The sequence below is a fragment of the Sulfuritortus calidifontis genome, assembly GCF_003967275.1.
Lineage (GTDB): Bacteria > Pseudomonadota > Gammaproteobacteria > Burkholderiales > Thiobacillaceae > Sulfuritortus > Sulfuritortus calidifontis.
In genome coordinates, this window is sequence record NZ_AP018721.1 from 488,530 (window position 1) to 506,172 (window position 17,643).

At 67.0% G+C, this 17,643-nt stretch carries 20 protein-coding genes; 4 read left to right on the top strand and 16 right to left on the bottom strand.

Annotation, left to right across the window (positions count from 1 at the left end; genetic code table 11):
- Positions 1-66 precede the first annotated feature (66 nt).
- Positions 67-876, bottom strand: coding sequence for an ABC transporter ATP-binding protein (locus tag EL388_RS02730; protein ID WP_126459226.1), 810 nt, complete (start codon positions 874-876; stop codon positions 67-69).
- Positions 877-962: 86 nt separating this feature from the next.
- On the opposite strand from EL388_RS02730, the gene EL388_RS02735 reads away from it, so the two are divergent.
- The 3 genes from EL388_RS02735 (at position 963) to EL388_RS02745 (ending at position 4,638) form a co-directional block, all read left to right on the top strand.
- On the top strand, positions 963-1,394 hold the full coding sequence (locus EL388_RS02735; protein WP_126463981.1) for a DNA polymerase III subunit chi: 432 nt from the start codon (positions 963-965) through the stop codon (positions 1,392-1,394).
- A complete protein-coding gene (locus EL388_RS02740; RefSeq protein ID WP_126459230.1) occupies positions 1,391-1,789 on the top strand; it encodes a hypothetical protein in 399 nt (132 codons plus the stop codon). The genes EL388_RS02735 and EL388_RS02740 overlap by 4 nt, the downstream gene beginning before the upstream one ends.
- 92 nt (positions 1,790-1,881) lie before the next feature.
- Entirely contained in the window at positions 1,882-4,638 is a 2,757-nt protein-coding gene (locus tag EL388_RS02745) for a valine--tRNA ligase (RefSeq protein WP_126459233.1), read from the top strand.
- A 63-nt stretch (positions 4,639-4,701) separates the two neighbouring features.
- On the opposite strand, the gene EL388_RS02750 is transcribed toward EL388_RS02745, so the two are convergent.
- The 5 genes from EL388_RS02750 to mobB all read right to left on the bottom strand — a co-directional run bounded on the left by EL388_RS02750 (position 4,702) and on the right by mobB (position 7,770).
- Positions 4,702-5,055 (bottom strand): glycine zipper domain-containing protein, encoded by a 354-nt coding sequence (locus EL388_RS02750; protein WP_126459236.1) that lies wholly within the window; start codon positions 5,053-5,055, stop codon positions 4,702-4,704.
- A gap of 116 nt (positions 5,056-5,171) precedes the next feature.
- Positions 5,172-5,624 carry a molybdopterin synthase catalytic subunit MoaE gene (gene moaE / locus EL388_RS02755; protein WP_126459239.1) on the bottom strand — a complete coding sequence of 151 codons (453 nt, stop codon included), beginning with the start codon at positions 5,622-5,624 and terminating at the stop codon, positions 5,172-5,174.
- Complete coding sequence (gene moaD / locus EL388_RS02760) at positions 5,625-5,882, bottom strand: molybdopterin converting factor subunit 1 (protein WP_126459243.1); 258 nt, start codon at positions 5,880-5,882, stop codon at positions 5,625-5,627. It abuts the gene before it with no gap.
- A gap of 185 nt (positions 5,883-6,067) precedes the next feature.
- Positions 6,068-7,270: a molybdopterin molybdotransferase MoeA gene (locus EL388_RS02765; protein ID WP_126459246.1), complete on the bottom strand. Its 1,203-nt coding sequence runs from the start codon at positions 7,268-7,270 to the stop codon at positions 6,068-6,070.
- Complete coding sequence (gene mobB, locus EL388_RS02770; RefSeq protein ID WP_126459249.1) at positions 7,264-7,770, bottom strand: molybdopterin-guanine dinucleotide biosynthesis protein B; 507 nt, start codon at positions 7,768-7,770, stop codon at positions 7,264-7,266. The genes EL388_RS02765 and mobB overlap by 7 nt, the downstream gene beginning before the upstream one ends.
- Positions 7,771-7,839: 69 nt before the next feature.
- Here mobB and moaA point away from each other — a divergent pair, with 69 nt between their 5' ends.
- On the top strand, positions 7,840-8,817 hold the full coding sequence (gene moaA, locus EL388_RS02775) for a GTP 3',8-cyclase MoaA (protein WP_126459252.1): 978 nt from the start codon (positions 7,840-7,842) through the stop codon (positions 8,815-8,817).
- A gap of 12 nt (positions 8,818-8,829) precedes the next feature.
- Here moaA and EL388_RS02780 read toward each other — a convergent pair whose 3' ends face one another.
- The 10 genes from EL388_RS02780 to EL388_RS02825 all read right to left on the bottom strand — a co-directional run bounded on the left by EL388_RS02780 (position 8,830) and on the right by EL388_RS02825 (position 17,637).
- Positions 8,830-9,192 carry an Mth938-like domain-containing protein gene (locus tag EL388_RS02780; protein WP_126459255.1) on the bottom strand — a complete coding sequence of 121 codons (363 nt, stop codon included), beginning with the start codon at positions 9,190-9,192 and terminating at the stop codon, positions 8,830-8,832.
- Between the two features lie 22 nt (positions 9,193-9,214).
- On the bottom strand, positions 9,215-9,925 hold the full coding sequence (locus tag EL388_RS02785; protein ID WP_126459258.1) for a hypothetical protein: 711 nt from the start codon (positions 9,923-9,925) through the stop codon (positions 9,215-9,217).
- Positions 9,922-10,959 (bottom strand): glucokinase, encoded by a 1,038-nt coding sequence (gene glk / locus EL388_RS02790; protein ID WP_126459261.1) that lies wholly within the window; start codon positions 10,957-10,959, stop codon positions 9,922-9,924. The genes EL388_RS02785 and glk overlap by 4 nt, the downstream gene beginning before the upstream one ends.
- A gap of 7 nt (positions 10,960-10,966) precedes the next feature.
- Entirely contained in the window at positions 10,967-12,199 is a 1,233-nt protein-coding gene (locus EL388_RS02795) for a diguanylate cyclase domain-containing protein (protein WP_126459264.1), read from the bottom strand.
- Between the two features lie 112 nt (positions 12,200-12,311).
- A complete protein-coding gene (locus EL388_RS02800) occupies positions 12,312-12,581 on the bottom strand; it encodes a hypothetical protein (RefSeq protein WP_126459267.1) in 270 nt (89 codons plus the stop codon).
- Positions 12,574-13,281, bottom strand: a complete 708-nt coding sequence (locus tag EL388_RS02805; RefSeq protein WP_126459271.1) for a type 1 glutamine amidotransferase — start codon at positions 13,279-13,281, stop codon at positions 12,574-12,576. The genes EL388_RS02800 and EL388_RS02805 overlap by 8 nt, the downstream gene beginning before the upstream one ends.
- A 481-nt stretch (positions 13,282-13,762) precedes the next feature.
- Entirely contained in the window at positions 13,763-14,602 is an 840-nt protein-coding gene (folE2, locus tag EL388_RS02810) for a GTP cyclohydrolase FolE2 (protein ID WP_126459273.1), read from the bottom strand.
- Positions 14,603-14,670: 68 nt separating this feature from the next.
- On the bottom strand, positions 14,671-16,512 hold the full coding sequence (gene dxs / locus EL388_RS02815) for a 1-deoxy-D-xylulose-5-phosphate synthase (RefSeq protein ID WP_232019160.1): 1,842 nt from the start codon (positions 16,510-16,512) through the stop codon (positions 14,671-14,673).
- Positions 16,509-17,399: a polyprenyl synthetase family protein gene (locus EL388_RS14175; RefSeq protein ID WP_126459280.1), complete on the bottom strand. Its 891-nt coding sequence runs from the start codon at positions 17,397-17,399 to the stop codon at positions 16,509-16,511. The genes dxs and EL388_RS14175 overlap by 4 nt, the downstream gene beginning before the upstream one ends.
- Positions 17,392-17,637 (bottom strand): exodeoxyribonuclease VII small subunit, encoded by a 246-nt coding sequence (locus EL388_RS02825; protein WP_126459282.1) that lies wholly within the window; start codon positions 17,635-17,637, stop codon positions 17,392-17,394. Before EL388_RS02825 ends, EL388_RS14175 begins: the two co-directional genes overlap by 8 nt.
- Positions 17,638-17,643: the final 6 nt, after the last annotated feature.

Here is a 17,643-nt window from a genome sequence, read left to right on the forward strand (position 1 = left end):
ACAGGCGCCACTTTCCCTCACCCGGCTCCGCCACCCTCTCCCGGAGGGAGAGGGGCTACTCGTTGACTAGCGGCGCAGGCCCAGTTCCTTGGCGAAGGAATGCGCGCGCATGTGGAAGGCGACCGGACCGTCTTCCTCGGCGTGGATGAACTGATGGACGAAGGGGTCGCGGGACTCCAGCATTTCCTTGGCCGGGCCTTCGGCCACGACCACGCCGCCGTCGATGAAGTAGACGTAGTCGACCACCTTGAGCGATTCCGAGACATCGTAGGTCACCACGATGGAGGTGACGCCCAGCGCCTCGTTCAGGTTGCGAATCTTGTTGGCGATGACGTTGAGCGAGATCGGGTCCAGCCCGGCGAAGGGTTCGTCGTACATGATCAGCATGGGGTCGAGCACGGTGGCGCGGGCCAGGGCCACCCGCCGCTCCATGCCGCCCGACAGCTCGGCCGGCATCAGGCCGTGCGCCCCGCGCAGGCCGACCGCGTGCAGCTTCATCAGCACCAGGTCGCGGATCATCCGCTCCGGCAGGTCGGTGTGCTCGCGCAAAGGGAAGGCCAGGTTGTCGTAGACCGAAAGGTCGGTGAACAGGCCGCTGACCTGGAACATCATGCCCATCTTGCGGCGCAGGGCGTAGAGGCCCTCGTTGTCCAGCTCGTGCACGTTCTGGCCGTCGATATGGACGCTGCCCTTGCTGGGCTTTTCCTGGCCGGTCATCAGATGCAGCAGGGTGCTCTTGCCGCAGCCGGAAACGCCGAGGAAGGCGACCAGCTGGCCGCGATGGACCGACAGGTTGATGCCCTTGAGCACATGGTGGTGGCCGTAGGCGAAGTGCAGGTTCTGGATTTCGATCAGGGGTGCCGATTCGGAAGTCATGATCTAGCCCGGGTGGGAATGGCCCAATTAAACCATCGGCCGGCCGGTCCGCGCTAGAAGCCGGCCATGCAGTATGATTGGCGGCCATGACCCGGGTCGATTTCTATTTCAACGCCGACGACAAGGCCGAGGTGGCGCGCAAGCTCGCGGCCAAGGCCTATCAGGCCGGCCAGTGCGCGCTGCTCTATACCGCCGACGAACGCCTGGCGGGCGAGCTCGACGAGGGCTTGTGGACTGCCCAGCCGCTCGCCTTCATCCCCCATGTCCGTTGCGGCCACCCCCAGGCGGCGGCAACTCCCATCCTGATCGGCGCCAGCGACGAGGGCTTGAAGACGCACGACCTGCTGATCAATCTGGCCGATGAGCGGCCGCCGCAGTTCAGCCGCTTCGAGCGGCTGATCGAGATCGTCAGCCGCGACCCGGCCGACCGCGAGCGCGCGCGCGAACGCTATCGCTTCTACCAGGAACGCGGCTATCCTTTGCACAATGTGGACTTGGACAAGAAGAACAGCCGATGACCAAGGACGAGTCGGACCTCTACGGCGAAATCGACGCCCTCTACGGCAAGCTGGACCAGATGCTGGTCCGGCGGGCGCCCGATGCCCTGGCCGAGCACGACCTGGGCGATCTCGATTTTCCCCGGCTGACCGAGGTGGTCGAGGCGGGGCGACCCCTGCCGACATCCCGGCCGGCAGCCGATGCGCCCCGCTTCCCGCCCCGGGTCAGGCAGGCCCTGTCCGGCCCGGTGCCTGCCAAGGCGGCCGATCCCGCCCCGCTGCATGAGCCGTCGCCCGAGTTGATGGCCGCCATCGAATCCCGGCTGTTCGACCTCCTGGCCCGGCACCAGCAGGAGGTGGACGCGGCCGTGCGCCGCATCGTCCAGGAAGAGCTGGCCAAGCGCCCCGGCAAGTGAACCGGCCCTCGCGGGGCCGGCCTCAACGCCCTTATAATTCAGCCTTTTAGTGCGCCGGCACGGGCCGGCGCCTTTCATTTTCGGCAGGCACCATGGAATTCAAAAAGCGCGAGCTCGCCAAGAGCTTCGAACCCCACGAGATCGAAAAACGCTGGTACCGGACCTGGGAGCAGTCCGGCTGGTTCGGCATGGGCCGCGAGGAGGGCAAGCCCTTCTACTGCATCATGCTGCCGCCGCCCAACGTCACCGGCACCCTGCACATGGGCCATGCCTTCCAGCACACCCTGATGGACGCGCTGACCCGCTACCACCGCATGCAGGGCGACAACACCCTGTGGCAGCCGGGCACCGACCATGCCGGCATTGCGACGCAAATCGTCGTCGAGCGCCAGCTCGATGCCCAGGGCCTCTCGCGCCATGCGCTCGGCCGGGAAAAATTCCTGGAAAAGGTGTGGGAGTGGAAGGAGCGCTCCGGCTCCACCATCACCCGCCAGATGCGCCGCCTGGGCACCTCGCCCGACTGGTCGCGTGAGCGCTTCACCATGGACGCCGGGCTCTCCCACGCGGTGACCGAGGTCTTCGTCAAGCTTTACGAAGAAGGCCTGATCTACCGCGGCAAGCGCCTGGTCAACTGGGACCCGGTGCTGCAGACCGCGGTGTCCGACCTGGAGGTGGTGAGCGAGGAGGAAGATGGCTTCATCTGGGAGATCAGTTATCCCCTGGAGGATGGCTCGGGCATGCTCACCGTCGCCACCACCCGCCCCGAGACCCTGCTTGGCGATACTGCCGTCGCGGTCAACCCCGAGGACGAACGCTATAAGCACCTCATCGGCAAGCGCGTACGCCTGCCGATTGCCGAGCGCAGCATTCCCATCATCGCCGACGACTATGTCGATCGGGAATTCGGCACCGGCGTGGTGAAGATCACCCCGGCCCACGACTTCAACGACTGGCAGGTCGGCCAGCGGCACAAGCTGCCGGCAATCAACGTGTTCACGCCGGATGCCCGGATGAACGACTTCGCCCCGGCCGAATATCAGGGCCTGGACCGTTATGAGGCGCGCAAGAAGATCCTGGAAGAGCTGCAAGCCAAGGGGCTTCTTGTATCGGCGAAACCGCACAAGCTGATGATCCCGCGCGGCGACCGCACCCATGCCGTGATCGAGCCCATGCTCACCGACCAGTGGTTCATGAGCATGGAAGGCCTGGCGAAAAAGGCCCTGGCCGTGGTCGACAGCGGCGAGCTCAGGTTCGTGCCGGAGAACTGGACCACCACCTACCGCCAGTGGCTGGAGAACATCCAGGACTGGTGTGTGTCGCGCCAGCTCTGGTGGGGCCACCGCATCCCGGCCTGGTACGACGAGGCCGGCAACGTCTTTGTTGCCCGCAGCGAGGACGAGGCGCGCCGCCAGGCCGGCCCCGGGGCGGTGCTCAGGCAGGACGAGGACGTGCTCGACACCTGGTTCTCCTCCGCTTTGTGGCCATTCTCGACCCTGGGCTGGCCGCAGGACACCTGGGAACTCAAGCACTACCTGCCGACCTCGGTGCTGGTCACCGGCTTCGACATCATCTTCTTCTGGGTCGCGCGCATGGTGATGATGTCGTTGCATTTCACCGGCAAGGTGCCGTTCCGCGAGGTCTACGTCACCGGTCTGGTGCGCGACGCGCACGGCAACAAGATGTCCAAGTCCAAGGGCAACGTGCTCGATCCGATCGACCTGATCGACGGCATCAGTCTGGACGACCTGGTGGCCAAGCGCACCACCGGCCTGATGAATCCCAAGCAGGCCGAGAGCATCGCCAAGGCCACCCGCAAGGAGTTTCCCGAGGGCATCCCGAGCTTCGGCACCGATGCCCTGCGCTTCACCTTCGCCAGCCTCGCCACCCACGGCCGCGACATCAAGTTCGACCTGGCGCGCTGCGAGGGCTACCGCAACTTCTGCAACAAGCTGTGGAACGCCACCCGCTTCGTGCTGATGAACTGCGAAGGCCAGGACGTCGGCCAGGACGAGGCGCTGCCGCTGGAATACAGCTTCGTCGACCGTTGGATCATCGGCCGTCTGCAGGAGGCCGAGGCCGCCGTGCGCGACGGCTTCGACCACTACCGCTTCGACCTGGCCGCCCGCGCCATCTACGAATTCGTCTGGGACGAGTACTGCGACTGGTATCTGGAACTGGCGAAGACTCAGATCGCCAACGGCAGCGAGGCCGCCCGGCGCGCCACCCGACGCACCCTGGTGCGGGTGCTGGAGGCGGTGCTGCGCCTGGCCCATCCCATCATCCCCTTCATCACCGAGGAGCTGTGGCAGGCGGTGGCGCCGCTGGCCGGGGCGGCCGGGCCGAGCATCATGCTCGCCGAGTATCCCGCGCCGAACCCAGGCCGGATCGATGCCGCAGCCAATGCCGAGATGGCCACGCTCAAGGCCCTGATCAACGCCTGTCGCAACCTGCGCGGCGAGATGAATCTCTCGCCGGCGCAGAAGGTGCCGCTCATCGTCGAGGGCGATGCCGAGCGCGTGGCTGTCTATGCCCCCTACATGCAGCTGCTCGCCCGCCTGTCCGAGGTGCAGGCCGTGGCCACGCTGCCCGAGGGCGACGCGCCGGTCGCGATCGTGGGTGACTGGCGCCTGATGCTCAAGGTCGAGATCGACCGCGCCGCCGAGATCGCCCGCCTGGACAAGGAGATCGCCCGCCTCAGCGGCGAGATTTCAAAGGCCAGGGGCAAGTTGTCCAACGCCAGCTTCGTCGACAAGGCCCCGGCCGCCGTGGTCGAGCAGGAGAAAAAGCGCCTGGCCGACTTCGAGGCCACCTTGGCGAAGGTTGAGGCCCAGCGCCGCCGCCTGGGCTGATCCGCGAGCCCTGCAAGGAAAAGGGGCGGCCGCGGCCGCCCCTTTTCTTGGCTCGGCGCTCAATCAATCGTGGTCATGACCGTGGCCATGCTGGTGCTTGTGTTTGTGCTTGTAGTGGCCGAGCTTCTTGCCGTGGTCGTGAGGGTGCTTGCCGCTCACCACGATCACTTCCTTCCGGACCACGACTTTTTCCTTGGCCTGGGTCTGCTGGCTGCCGATGCTGGCGCCGACCGCGCCGCCGATGGCGCCACCGACGACGGCGCCGTTTTTGCCGCCGGAGGCCGAGCCCACGGCCGCGCCGGCCGCGGCGCCGATGGCGCTGCCGACGACGGCGCCGCCGTCGATCGAAGAATCGGCCAGGGCGGGCAGGGACAAACCGAGGCTGAGCACGAGGACAGTGAGTGGGCGATAAGACATGGTGTTTCCTTTACGACTGGGTTGAAGACGCCTCCAGCTTAATCGCGTGGCAATGGCGATGGCCGAAAGGGCGGCGTTTCCGATTGTTACCAGGTGTTTCCTACTGGAATAGGCTCTTATTTCTGCCAGCGGGCGGCGGCGGTGTCGTCCGACTCCCGCGCCTCTACCCAGCGCGCGCCGTCCGGCGTCATCTCCTTCTTCCAGAACGGCGCCTGGGTCTTCAGATAATCCATGACGAACTCGCAGGCGGCGAAGGCATCCTGCCGATGGCTGGAGGCAACCGCCACCAGCACGATGGGCTCGGTCGGCTTCAGTTCGCCGACGCGGTGGATCACCGTGCAGTCGAGCATGTCCCAGCGCGACCGTGCTTCCTCGACGATCCTGGCCAGCGCCTTCTCGGTCATGCCCGGGTAGTGCTCCAGGGTCAGCGTGGCCACGCCGTCGCCCTCGTTCACGTCGCGCACCAGGCCGAGAAAGCTGGCCACCGCGCCGACCTTGGGGTTGGCGGCGTAGAGCGCGGCAAGCTCGGCGTTGAGGTCGAAGGCGGCGGTCTGGACTTGGATTTTCACTTAGCCACCCGTCACCGGCGGAAAGATCGCCACCTCGTCGCCGTCTTTCAGCGCGGTGGCCGGATCGGCCATGTCCTGGTTCACCGCCAGGCGAAAGGCGCGGCCTTCGGCCAGCTCGGTCGCCCAGTGGCCGCCGCGGGCGCGCAGCCAGGCGACGAGATCGCCCAGGGTTTTCACCTCCGCCGGCAGGGTGGCGGCCTCCGAGGCGGTGCCGAACTGTTCGCGCAGGCGGGCGAAATAGAGCAGAGTGACGTTCATCCTAATCAGCCTCGGTGATTTGGCTCAATTCAATGGCAATGAAATAAGTGTGTGGGTTTCCCTCACCCGCCGCTTCGCGTCGGCCTCTCCCGGCGGGAGAGGCAATATGGAATCCCTCTCCCTCCGGGAGAGCACCCTGAAGGGCATAAAGGGTAGGGGTGAGGGAAATGAGTGCACGGCACTCATTATTTGAGCAACTCCGTCAGCGGCCAGAAGCGCACGTCGTCGCCTTCGCGCACGGTGTGGCCGCTCTCGATGTCGACCAGACCGTCGGCCCACGCTACCGAGGTGAGCACGCCCGAGCTCTGGTTCGGGTAGAGCACGGCGCGGCCGTGCTCGATTCTGGCACGCAGGAACTCGCGCCGCTCGCCTGGTTTTTTCCAGTCGAAGCCGGCCGGCACGGTGAAGCTCAGCGCCTCGGCCCGGGCGGCACCCATGCGTGCCAGCAGGAAGGGGCGCACGAACAGGCAGAACACCACGAAGGCCGAGACCGGGTTGCCCGGCAGGCCGAGGAAATCGGTGTCCACCCCCGCAATAGTGTTCAGGCGGCCATAGACCAGGGGCTTGCCCGGCTTCATCGCCACCTTCCACATCTCGATGCGGCCGAGCCTTTCCACCGCCGCCTTGACGTGGTCCTCCTCGCCGACCGAGACGCCGCCGCTGGTGATCACCACGTCGGCATGGCGGCTGGCCTGTTCCAGGGCGTTCACCGTGGCGTCGAGGTTGTCGGCGACGATGCCGAGGTCGTGCACCTCGCAACCCAGGCCTTGCAGCAGGGCGAGCAGGGTGGCGCGGTTGGAGTTGTAGATCTGGCCGGCCTTGAGCGGATGGCCGGGCAGGACGATCTCGTCACCGGTGAAGAACAGCGCCACCTTCAGCTTGCGATGCACGGTGAGCTCGGTGGCCCCCACCGAGGCGGCGACGCCGAGCCTGGCCGCGTTCAGGCGCTCGCCGGCCTGCAGCACGGTCTGGCCATGGGCGATGTCCTCGCCGGCGCGGCGGATATGGGCACCCAGCTTGGGCGGTTTGGCGATGCGCACGTGATCGTCGCGCACCTCGCAGTCCTCCTGCATCACCACGGTGTCGGCGCCCTCGGGCACGGGCGCGCCGGTGAAGATGCGGGCGGCGGTGCCGAGCGTGAGCGGGTGGCCGAGCTGGCCGGCCGGGATGCGCTGGGCCACGTGCAGCCACTTGTCCTCGGCCCAGTCGGCCAGGCGCAGGGCGTAGCCGTCCATGGCGCTGTTGTCGAGCGGCGGCACCGTCACCGCCGCGATCAGCGGTTCGGCCAGCACCCGGCCCAGGGCCGCCTCAAGGGGGATGGCCTCGGTCTGCCGCACCGGCCTTGCGTTGTCCAGGAGTTTCGCCCGGGCCTCGTCTGCGCTCAGCATGTCTCGTGTCCTTCGATGTTCAGGGTGGTGAGGATGAAGCGGCCAATGGCCTCGACATCGTTCAAATCGATATGGCGCAGGCCCGGCGGCGCCTGGTCGGCGGCCACGGCCAGGATGCGCCCGTCCTCCGGGTGCAGCCAGGGCTTGGCGTTGGCGCTGCGCCAGACCTCCAGCTTGGGCAGCTCCGCCCGCTTGAAACCCTCCACCAGCACCAGGTCGCAGGGCGACAGCCGGGCCAGGTGTTCTTCCAGGCTCGGCTCCGGCGCGCCGCGCAGCTCGTGCATCAGCGCCCAGCGGTAGGGCGAGCTGATCAGCACCTCATAGGCCCCGGCCTGGCGATGACGCCAGCTGTCCTTGCCCGGCACGTCCACTTCGAAGTCGTGGTGGCTCTGCTTGATCACCGCCACCTTGAGGCCGCGCGCCAGGAACCAGGGCAATAGCCGCTCGATCAACGTGGTCTTGCCGCTGCCGCTGTAGCCGACGATGCCGAAGGCCTGCATAACTGACTTCCTTGTCCGGAATTCGATGGTGTTATATTCTGTCAGATATAACGCTCAATTTCTACGCAGATGAGTGAACTGATCGACCCCTTCGGCCGGCGCATCGAATACCTCCGCATCTCGGTGACGGATCGTTGCGACCTGCGCTGCAAATACTGCATCCCGGAGGGCTTTACCGACTTCGAGGAGCCCGAGCACTGGCTCTCCTTCGACGAGATCGCACGCCTGGTCCGCCTGTTCGCCCAGCTCGGCTTGAAACGCGTGCGCCTCACCGGCGGCGAGCCGCTCTTGCGCCGCAACATCGCCGACCTGGCCGGCCGCATCGCCGCCGTGCCCGGCATCGAAGACCTGTCGCTGTCGACCAATGCCACCCAGCTGGAAAAACACGCCGTCGCGCTCAAGGCGGCCGGCGTCACCCGGCTCAATGTCAGCCTCGATTCGCTCCGGCCCGAGCGCATCGCCCGCATCAACGGCCGGCCCGCCTACGACAGGATCATGGCCGGCATTGCGGCCGCCAAGGCCGCCGGCTTCGCCCCGATCAAGATCAACATGGTGGCGCTGGAAGGCGACAACGACGACGAGATCGACGCCATGGTCGAGTGGTGCATGGCCCAGGGCTTCGTCCTGCGCCTGATCGAGAACATGCCCATGGGCGACACCGGCCGCAACGTGCGCTACCTGGATTTGCAGCCGGTGAAGGAGCAGATCCGCCGGCGCTTCGACCTGGTCGAGACCGTGCTGCCCGGCGGCGGCCCGGCCCGCTACCTGGGCACGCCCGACGGTCGTTTCACCGTCGGCTTCATCACCCCCATCTCCCAGCACTTCTGCGCCACCTGCAACCGGGTACGGCTCACCGTCGACGGCGTGCTCCATCTCTGCCTGGGCCAGGAGGATCGCTTCGAGCTGCGCCCCCTGCTGCGCGGCGGCGCCACCGACGCCGAGATCGTCGAGGCCATCCGCGCCGCCATCGCCAGAAAACCCGAGCGCCACGAATTCCGCGAACAGCCGCAGAAGCTGGTGCGCTTCATGAGCATGACCGGCGGCTGAGCCGGTCGTCCACTAGCAGGTCACGTGGAACAGGCCGATTGCCCGGCCCTTTGCCTGGTTCCAGAGTTCGATCGCCTCGGGTGTCGGCAGCAGCGTCACCTTGCAATGGTGCTGCTTGAAAAAGGCGGCCGCCGCGTCCGATAGCTGCACCATGCCGTTCTGCCCGGCGCCGACGATCAACTGATCGGCCCGGTCCTTGAAGATGTGCTCGGCCTCGTCCAGCGAGATGGTGTGCGAGGTGCCGTAGATCGCCTTCGACAGCTGCTTCTTGCGCTTCCTCACCGCCCCATCGGGCCGGATCAGCACGTCATGGTCGAAGGTCTCGCCCTCGATGGTGATCGAGCCGAATGCGGTGGCGTCGATCCTGGGTTTCATGGGCAAACCCGGCCAGGCCCGTTCAGGGTTTGGCCTTGTTCTCGTTCATCGTGAACGGCGCCGTCGAGAAATTGGTGCCGCCGGTGGCCGGGTTGGGCGTGAAGATCATGGGCACCTCGACCAGCTGCCCGCACAGGCGGAAGGTCCAGTCCTCGGTCCAGACGCCCTTGAGGGTCTTGCCGCCTTCGCTCACGTCGTGCGGCGGCGCGCTGACTTTCATGTCGAACACGTCGATCTCCTTGCAGTCTTTCAGGCCGGAGCGAATCATGGCGCCCATCAGGGCGGCCGGCAGGGCGTCCTTGATCAGCACCAGGTTGGCGTTGCTGGTGCCGGGATAAAAAGGCCGCACCGCGGGCGGCTGGCCGTTGTCGGCGGCAAGGTGGATGGCGTTGTAGACCTTGCTCTCGCCGCAGCGCTCGAACTGGTAGCGGGAATTCCAGGCGCCCTTGGTCGGGTGCGGCTTGTCGTCGGGGAAGTCGATGGGCGCCAGCACGCTGATGCTGACCGGCTTCACCTGGTACTGCGTCTTGCACTCCGGCTGCAGGCCGAACTTGCGGTCCTGGGCCACGCCCAGCCGGTACATGTTCTCCATCATCGGCCGCGAATACATATAGGCCGCGGTCTTCGGGCTTTGCAGCAGGTCGTTGGTGACGTTGACGGTTTCGGCCTGGGCGGCGGTGGCGGCAAGGGCGAGAACGGCGGCGGTGCGGGCAAACATTTGCGGTTGGATCAATTCGATACTCCCTTTGGGGGTGGTGTGCGGGTCTGACTAAAGCAGTCAGAAGCTCGATCATCGGACTGCGGCTCAGCTGCCGCCAGCGCCGCGCCCTTCAGGCCCACGTCCTCGTCCAGCACCACGCTCACCGGCAGCTGCCGGGTCCACTCGGCGAAGCGGCCCTTGGCGTGGAAGCCCTCCAGGAATTCGGCGTGCTTGAGCAGGGGCAGGATCTTGGGCGCGATGCCGCCGGCAATAAAGACGCCGCCCAGGGCCTGGCCGAGCAGGGCGAGGTCGCCGGCGGTCTGGCCGTAGATGCGGCAGAACAGGCGCATGGCCTCGATGGCTTGCGGCTCGCTTTGAGCGAGTGCCGCCTGGGTGATGGCGGCGGCGGGCAGCTTGTCGTGCAGCAGGGTATCGGGCTCGAGCGGGTTGCGTCCGGCCTCGCGCAGGCGGAAGCGGTAGAGGGCGACGATGCCGGGGCCGGAGAGGATGCGCTCGACCGAGGCGCGCTTGTATTCGGCGCGCAGAAAGGCGAGCAGGCGGTCCTGCTCGGCATCGGCCGGGGCGAAGCCGATGTGGCCGCCTTCGGAGGGCAGGGGCTGGTGGCGTCTGCCATCCCAGACGCAGAGCGAGACGCCCAGGCCGCTGCCGGCGCCGAGCACGACGCGAGGTGCTTCTTTTACGACATGGCCGGTCTGGAGTACGGCGAGGTGGTGTGGATCGACGGCGTCGATGCCGTGGCCGACGGCGCGGAAGTCGTTGACCAGGCGCACGCGCGGAATCCTGAACCGGGCTTGCAGTGCCTCGGCGTCGATGGCCCAGGCCAGGTTGGTCAGCTGCGCGTGGCGGCCGTCGGTGGGGCCGGCGACGGCGAAGCAGGCGGCCTCGGGTGCCGGCAGGTGGCCGAGGAAGGTCTGCAGGTGCTCGGCCAGGCCGGCGGCGTTGGCGTTGAGATAGCGCTCGCGGTGCAGGATGTGGACGCCGCCGTCGAGCTCGCACAGGGCGAGCCGGGTGTGGGTGCCGCCGATGTCGCCTGCGAGGACCCGCATCGGCGGCTCAGTGGACGTGGATGGCGATGTCGCGGCTGGCGCGCGACTGGGCGCAGGCGGCCAGGCCGGCGCTCATCACCCGGTCCAGGGTTTCCCAGTTGCGCGGGATGTGGACCACGCCCAGGCTGGTGCTGACCAGGTAGTCGGCCTTGCCCCAGAGCAGTTTGTGGTGACTCAGGCTTTCGTGCAGGGTGCGGGCGATGCGCTGGGCGATCTCGTCCGGGCAGGCCGGCAGCAGCACGCCGAACTGGGTGTCGTCCAGGCGGCCGACCAGGTCGGTATCCCGCACGCGGGTCTGGATCAGGCGGGCGATCTGGATCAAAAGTTCGTTGGCGGCCGCCTGGCCTTCGCGCTGCAGCACGGCGGCGTGGCTGTCGACGCCGACCACCAGGAGGGTCATGGGGTATTCGCTGGCGCGCTTGCTGTTGATCGACTTGGCCAGGTGCGCTTCGAAGGCCTTGCGGTTGAGCGCGCCGGTGAGGGCGTCGTGCTCGGCCAGCCAGGCCTGCTTGCGGCCCTGCTCGCGCGCCTCGGTGACGTCGCGCATGATCAGTACCGCCTCGATGGCCCGGCCCTTGGCCGAGAGGATGGGTGCGGCCTCGCCTTCGACTTCCAGCTCCAGGCCTTCGTGGGTGATCAGGCAGGCCTGCTCGCCCAGGCCGGCGAGGTTGCCCTGCCTGAGCGCGTCGAGCAGGTCGGCGGTGAGCGGCTGCCGGCTTTCGTGTTCGATCAGCCTGAGGCTGTCGTGCACGCGGCGGCCGGCGGCCTCGGCCTGACTGATGCCGAGCAGGCGCTCGGCGGCGGGGTTGAGCTGGCGGATGCGGTCGTCGAGGCCGAAGCGGATGACGGCGCTGGGCAGGGCGTTGAGGGTGAGGTCGGCCTCGCTGGCGCCGACGATGCCGCCGCCGACGCGGCCGCCGCGCAGATAGGCGGCCACGCCCAGGACAGCGAGCCAGAGGCCGAGGCCGGCCAGGCCCCAGGTGAGCCAGCGGGCGCGTTGTTGCAACTGGTCGGCCAGGGCCATCACCTGCTCGGCCTGGGCCTGCTGGCGCAGGTGCTGCATCTGCTGGCGCGCGCCCTCGGCCGGCTGTTCGAGCAGCACCTTGTGCACGCTGGCGGCGACCTGCAGGCGGCTGCTCAGGGCGTAGATGTGGAAGACGCCGAACACGGCGGCGACGAGCAGCAAGAGCGCGACGGCCTTGCCGGCGCGGGCCGTGATCGATGGGGGGGTCTGGGTCATGTCGCCTCCTGTGCCTTGCGGGCGCGGGCGCCCGCCGCGGTTCTTCTCGGTTCGCCCCGATACTGAACAAAACCGCGGCCGTTGGCAATCGGCCAGGGCAGAGGCGGGACGCTCAGTCGAGGATTTCGAGGCCGAGCAGGTCGTCGCTGAGGCTTTCGTGGTCCGGCCCGATGACGTGGACCAGGCGGTTGTCCTGACCCATCTCGGAGGCCTGGCCGTAGGCGTCGGCGTGGATCACCAGGGCACCGTCGATCGGCTCCAGCACCAGGGCGAGCGGGTCGTCGAGGATTTCGACGACGCAGCAGACCTTGCCTTCGTATCTCACCTTGACGCCGACCAGGCCGTGCAGATTGGGCAGGTGGCGAAGATTGAGTTCAGTCATGATCAAGTCCTTTGATCCAGTGGCCATACAGCCGCTCGGCCACCCGGTTGAGCGGTGCCAGGTGTTGCGGCGTTTGGGCCAGGATGGTGGCGGGGGCCTGCACCGCGGGGCCGGGCGAGCCGGCGATCTCGTCGGCGCCGTTGTCGCACCAGGCGCGGATCATGGCCTCGGTCATTTCGACATGGCATTGCATGCCCAGATGTTTGCCCAGGACGAAGGCCTGGTTGGCGCAGTAGGGGCTTTCCAGCACGCGCACGGCGCCCTCGGGGATGCTGAAGGTCTCGCCGTGCCAGTGGAAGGATTCGAAGCCTTCGATGTCGCCGAACCAGGCGCGGGCCTCGGGCCGGTCGAGCACCGCCACCTTGCCCCAGCCGATCTCCTTCACCGGGTTGCGGCCGACCGTGCCGCCCAGGGCCTTGGCCATGAGCTGGCCGCCCAGGCAGTGGCCGAGCACCGGGATGTCGTGGTCGACGGCGCGGCGGATGAGGCGCAGGCTGCGGGGAATCCAGGGCAGGTCGTCGTTGACGCTCATCGGCCCGCCCATGAAGACCAGGCCGGAGAAGGCGGTGGGGGCGTCGGGCACCGGGTCGCCGGCGTCGATGCGGATCAGCCGGTGGGGGATGCCGTGGCGGTCGAGGAAGTCGGCGAGGGTGCCGGGGCCTTCGGTTTCGGTGTGGCGGAAGATGGCGACGGGTTTCATGGGTCGGGGTCGGCTAATGCCATCTGCATATTAGAGCCTATCTCATAAAATCCTATGGAGCGCGTTGCCGTCAGAAACGGATGGATGCAAGGCGTGGTGCGCGGGCAATGGTCGTTCCATTGCCAAGCGCCACAACGCGGCAGACGCCGTTTCTGACGGCAACCCTTCGGGATGGGGCGATTTTGCCACAGGCCTTTGTCGCGCGCCGCTTGTTTGGAACGACCAAACCGCGCGTTGCGCTTCGCGGCCTGCGTCAAAATCGCCGCCATCGCGCCCACAGGATTTTATGAGACAGGCTCTTAGCCTATGCAGGGAGGCCGGCGGCTTCCCACCTCGGAGGTGGGAATTCCCCCTCCCAGCCTCCCCTTTATGCCCTCAAGGGTGCACGAGTGGGGGGTGATACTCCCTCCCCACAGGTGGGGAGGGTTGGGGTGGGGATGAAGTTTTGGTGGGACAAGGTGCATGGAATGCACCCTTCGGCTTAGCTGGCCTTCTTGTCGCGCTCGATCAGGGCATAAGCGGAATGGTTGTGGATGGATTCGAAGTTTTCACTCTCCACCACATAGGCGTCGATCCGGTCGTCCGCGTTCAGGGTGGCGGCGACGTCGCGCACGATGTCCTCGACGAACTTCGGGTTGTCGTAGGCACGCTCGGTGACGTACTTCTCGTCGGGGCGCTTGAGCAGGCCGTACAACTCGCAGGAGGCGTTGTCCTCGGCCATGCGCACGATGTCCTCGATCCAGACGAAGGTGTTGGTGCGGGCGGCGATGGTGATGTGCGAGCGCTGGTTGTGGGCGCCGTAGTCGGAGATCTTCTTCGAGCAGGGGCACAGGCTGGTCACCGGCACCACGACCTTGATGGTCTGGATGTATTCGCCGTCCTTGATCTCGCCGATGAAGGTGACGTCGTAGTCGATCATGCTCTCGACGCCGGAGACGGGGGCCTTCTTGTTGATGAAGTAGGGGAAGTTCATCTCGACGTGGCCGGATTCGGCCTCCAGCCGCTTGACCATCTGGCGCAGCATGTCCTCGAAGTTCTCGACCGAGATCTCGCGCTCGTAGCTGTTGAGGATCTCGACGAAGCGCGACATGTGGGTGCCCTTGAAGTGGTGCGGCAGGTACACGTACATGTTGAAGCTGGCGATGGTGTGCTGGACGCCGCCGTTCTTGTCGGCGACGCGCACCGGGTGGCGGATCGACTTGATGCCGACCTTGTCGATGGCCAGCTTGCGCGAGTCCGGATAGTTCTGGACATCGGGGATGGCGTCCTTGGTCGGGCAAGGGGCCGCGGTATGGCAGACGGCGTCGCAGGTGGTGCTCATGGCGAAATTCCTTGAATAAAGTAGACCAAGTATAAGCCAGCCGAATAGTTGAGTAAACTACTCGGATACTATTTTTTCAGCGCGGCCAGCACGCTTCGCTCGATGCCGGCGGCATCCAGCCCGACCCGGGCCAGCAGCACGGTCGGCTCGCCCTGTTCGATGAAGCGGTCGGGCAGGCCCAGGTGGACGATGGGCGTGGCCAGCCCCAGTTCGGCCAGCAGCTCGGCCACCGCCTCGCCGGCGCCGCCGGCCACGGCGTTCTCCTCCACCGTCACCAGCAGCGCGTGTGTCTCGGCCAAATGCTGGATTAGTTCACGGTCGAGCGGCTTGATAAAGCGCATGTCGGCCACGCTGGCATCGAGGTTTTCCCCTGCCGCCAGGGCGGCCGTCAGCGGTGCACCGAAGGCGAGGATGGCGACGCGCCGGCCCTGGCGACGCAACAGGCCCTTGCCGATGGGCAGCGGCTCCAGATCCGGCTCGATCTCGGCGCCCGGGCCGGTGCCGCGCGGGTAGCGCACGGCACTCGGGCCGTCATGCCGGTAGGCCGTGGTCAGCAGGCGGCGGCATTCGGCCTCGTCCGAGGGCGCGGCGATCAGCATGTTGGGCACGCAGCGCAGGAAGGAGAGGTCGAAGGCGCCGGCATGGGTGGGGCCGTCGGCGCCGACCAGGCCGGCGCGGTCGATGGCAAGCATCACTGGCAGGTTCTGCAGTGCAATGTCGTGGATGAGCTGGTCGTAGGCCCGCTGCAGGAAGGTGGAGTAGATCGCCACCACCGGCTTCAGGCCCTCGCAGGCCATGCCGGCGGCGAAGGTGAGGGCGTGCTGCTCGGCGATGCCGACGTCGTAATAGCGCCCGGGGAATTGTTCGGCGAAGCGGGTCAGGCCCGAGCCTTCGCACATCGCCGGGGTGATGCCGATGAGTCGGCTGTCGGCCGCCGCCATGTCCACCAGCCAGTTGCCGAAGACCTGGGTGTAGCTCGGCTTGCCGCCGGCCTTGGCGGTGACGCCCTGGGCCGGGTCGAACTTGCCGACGCCGTGGTAGCCGAGCGGGTTTTCTTCCGCCGGCACATAGCCCTTGCCCTTGCGGGTGACCACGTGCAGGAACTGCGGGCCGCTCAGTTGCTTCAAGTTGGTGAGCGTCGCGATCAGGGCGTCGAGGTCGTGGCCGTCGATGGGGCCCAGATAGTTGAAGCCGAATTCCTCGAACAGGGTGCCGGGCATGACCATGCCCTTCATGTGTTCCTCGGCCTTCTTCGCCAGCTCCTGCAGCACGGGCAGGCCCGAGAGCAGCTTCTCGCTCTGGCGGCGCATGGTGTTGTAGACCCGGCCCGAGAGCAGGCGGGTGAGGTAGTTCGACAGGGCGCCGACGTTGGGCGAGATCGACATCTCGTTGTCGTTGAGGATGACCAGCAGGTTGGCATCCATGGCGCCGGCGTTGTTCAGGGCCTCGAAGGCCATGCCCGCGCTCATGGCGCCGTCGCCGATCACCGCGACGCAGCGGCGGTCCTCGCCCTTCACCTTGGCCGCGGCGGCCATGCCCAGCGCGGCCGAGATCGAGGTGCTGGAATGGCCGGCGACGAAGGCGTCGTATTCGCTTTCCTCGCGCTTGGTGAAGCCGGACAGGCCGTCGGTCTGGCGCAGGGTGTGCATGCGCTCGCGCCGCCCGGTGAGGATCTTGTGGACATAGGTCTGGTGGCCGACGTCCCAGACGATGCGGTCGCTCGGGGTGTCGTAGACCGCGTGCAGGGCCAGGGTGAGTTCGACCACGCCCAGGTTGGAGGCGAGGTGGCCGCCGGTCTTGGACACCGAGTCGATCATGAAGGCGCGGATCTCGCCCGCCAGTTCCTTCAGTTCGGCGCGCGAGAGCTGCTTGAGATCAGCCGGCGAATCGATGCGTTCGAGCAGGCTCAATAGGACCTCTCCACGATGAAGCGGGCGATGTCGGCCAGACGCTCGCCGCGCGCACCGAAGTGGCTGGCGGCGACGACGGCGTCCTCGACCAGCTCCTGGGCGTAGGCGCGGGCATCCTTGGCCGACATCAGGGTGAGATAGGTCGCCTTGCCCTGGGCGGCGTCCTTGCCGGCGGTCTTGCCCAGGGTGGCGGTGCTGGCCTCGGCATCGAGCACGTCGTCCATCACCTGGAAGGCGAGGCCGATGCATTTTGAATAGTGTTCCAGCCGGGCACGGGCAGCGGCGTCGAGCCGGCCGGCCGCGAGGGCGCCGAGCAGGACGGCGGCGCGGATCAGTGCGCCGGTCTTGTGGATGTGCATGAACTCCAGCTCGGCCAGTTCCAATTGCTTGCCGGTGCTGGCCAGATCGACCGCCTGGCCACCGCACATGCCGCGCGAGCCGGCGGCGTGGGCCAAAAGATGCAGCATCTCGACCTGGACCGCAGCATCGGCATACAGACCGGGCGCGGCGAGCAGCTCGAAGGCCAGGCTCTGCAACGCATCGCCCACCAGCAGCGCGGTGGCCTCGTCGTAATGCACGTGGCAGGTCGGCTTGCCCCGGCGCAGGTCGTCGTCGTCCATGCAGGGCAGGTCGTCGTGGGTGAGCGAATAGACGTGGATCAGTTCGACCGCGCAGGCCGCCGGTTCGATCTTTTCAACTTCGGCGCCGACCGCCGCGCCGGCGGCGAAGGCGAGCATGGGCCGGATGCGCTTGCCGCCGCCCAGACAGACGTAGCGCATGGCATCGTGCAGGCGTTCTGGGGCGATGCTGGCGGCGGGCAGGCAGCGGGCCAGGGCGGCCTCGGTGCGCTCCTGGGCGCTCTTGGCCCAGGCGGCGAAGCTAGTCATCGTTGCTGCTTTCCGCTTGGAAGTCCTTCAGGCGACCGTCTTCGAGCAGTTTCACCTGCTGCTCGGCCGCGTTCAGCTTCTGCTGGCAATAGCTGGTGAGCTCGATGCCGCGCCGGTAGGCGGCGAGCGACTCCTCCAGCGGCAGCTGGCCGGATTCCATGCGCTCGACCAGGCCTTCGAGTTCGGCCAGCGCGCTCTCGAAATCCTTGGGTGGGGTGGTCTTGCCGGTCTTGCTCATCGGCGG

Excerpts from the sequence above, each read along its gene's own strand:
- moaA (WP_126459252.1), top strand. The coding sequence starts at position 7,840 with ATGAGTGAACTGATCGACCCCTTCGGCCGGCGCATCGAATACCTCCGC.
- EL388_RS02740 (WP_126459230.1), top strand. The coding sequence starts at position 1,391 with ATGACCAAGGACGAGTCGGACCTCTACGGCGAAATCGACGCCCTCTAC.
- EL388_RS02805 (WP_126459271.1), bottom strand. The coding sequence starts at position 13,281 with ATGAAACCCGTCGCCATCTTCCGCCACACCGAAACCGAAGGCCCCGGC.
- EL388_RS02750 (WP_126459236.1), bottom strand. The coding sequence starts at position 5,055 with ATGTCTTATCGCCCACTCACTGTCCTCGTGCTCAGCCTCGGTTTGTCC.
- EL388_RS02795 (WP_126459264.1), bottom strand. The coding sequence starts at position 12,199 with ATGACCCAGACCCCCCCATCGATCACGGCCCGCGCCGGCAAGGCCGTC.
- folE2 (WP_126459273.1), bottom strand. The coding sequence starts at position 14,602 with ATGAGCACCACCTGCGACGCCGTCTGCCATACCGCGGCCCCTTGCCCG.
- EL388_RS02765 (WP_126459246.1), bottom strand. The coding sequence starts at position 7,270 with ATGCTGAGCGCAGACGAGGCCCGGGCGAAACTCCTGGACAACGCAAGG.
- EL388_RS14175 (WP_126459280.1), bottom strand. The coding sequence starts at position 17,399 with ATGACTAGCTTCGCCGCCTGGGCCAAGAGCGCCCAGGAGCGCACCGAG.
- EL388_RS02735 (WP_126463981.1), top strand. The coding sequence starts at position 963 with ATGACCCGGGTCGATTTCTATTTCAACGCCGACGACAAGGCCGAGGTG.
- mobB (WP_126459249.1), bottom strand. The coding sequence starts at position 7,770 with ATGCAGGCCTTCGGCATCGTCGGCTACAGCGGCAGCGGCAAGACCACG.
- EL388_RS02800 (WP_126459267.1), bottom strand. The coding sequence starts at position 12,581 with ATGACTGAACTCAATCTTCGCCACCTGCCCAATCTGCACGGCCTGGTC.
- EL388_RS02825 (WP_126459282.1), bottom strand. The coding sequence starts at position 17,637 with ATGAGCAAGACCGGCAAGACCACCCCACCCAAGGATTTCGAGAGCGCG.
- EL388_RS02730 (WP_126459226.1), bottom strand. The coding sequence starts at position 876 with ATGACTTCCGAATCGGCACCCCTGATCGAAATCCAGAACCTGCACTTC.
- EL388_RS02745 (WP_126459233.1), top strand. The coding sequence starts at position 1,882 with ATGGAATTCAAAAAGCGCGAGCTCGCCAAGAGCTTCGAACCCCACGAG.
- EL388_RS02780 (WP_126459255.1), bottom strand. The coding sequence starts at position 9,192 with ATGAAACCCAGGATCGACGCCACCGCATTCGGCTCGATCACCATCGAG.
- glk (WP_126459261.1), bottom strand. The coding sequence starts at position 10,959 with ATGCGGGTCCTCGCAGGCGACATCGGCGGCACCCACACCCGGCTCGCC.
- moaD (WP_126459243.1), bottom strand. The coding sequence starts at position 5,882 with ATGAACGTCACTCTGCTCTATTTCGCCCGCCTGCGCGAACAGTTCGGC.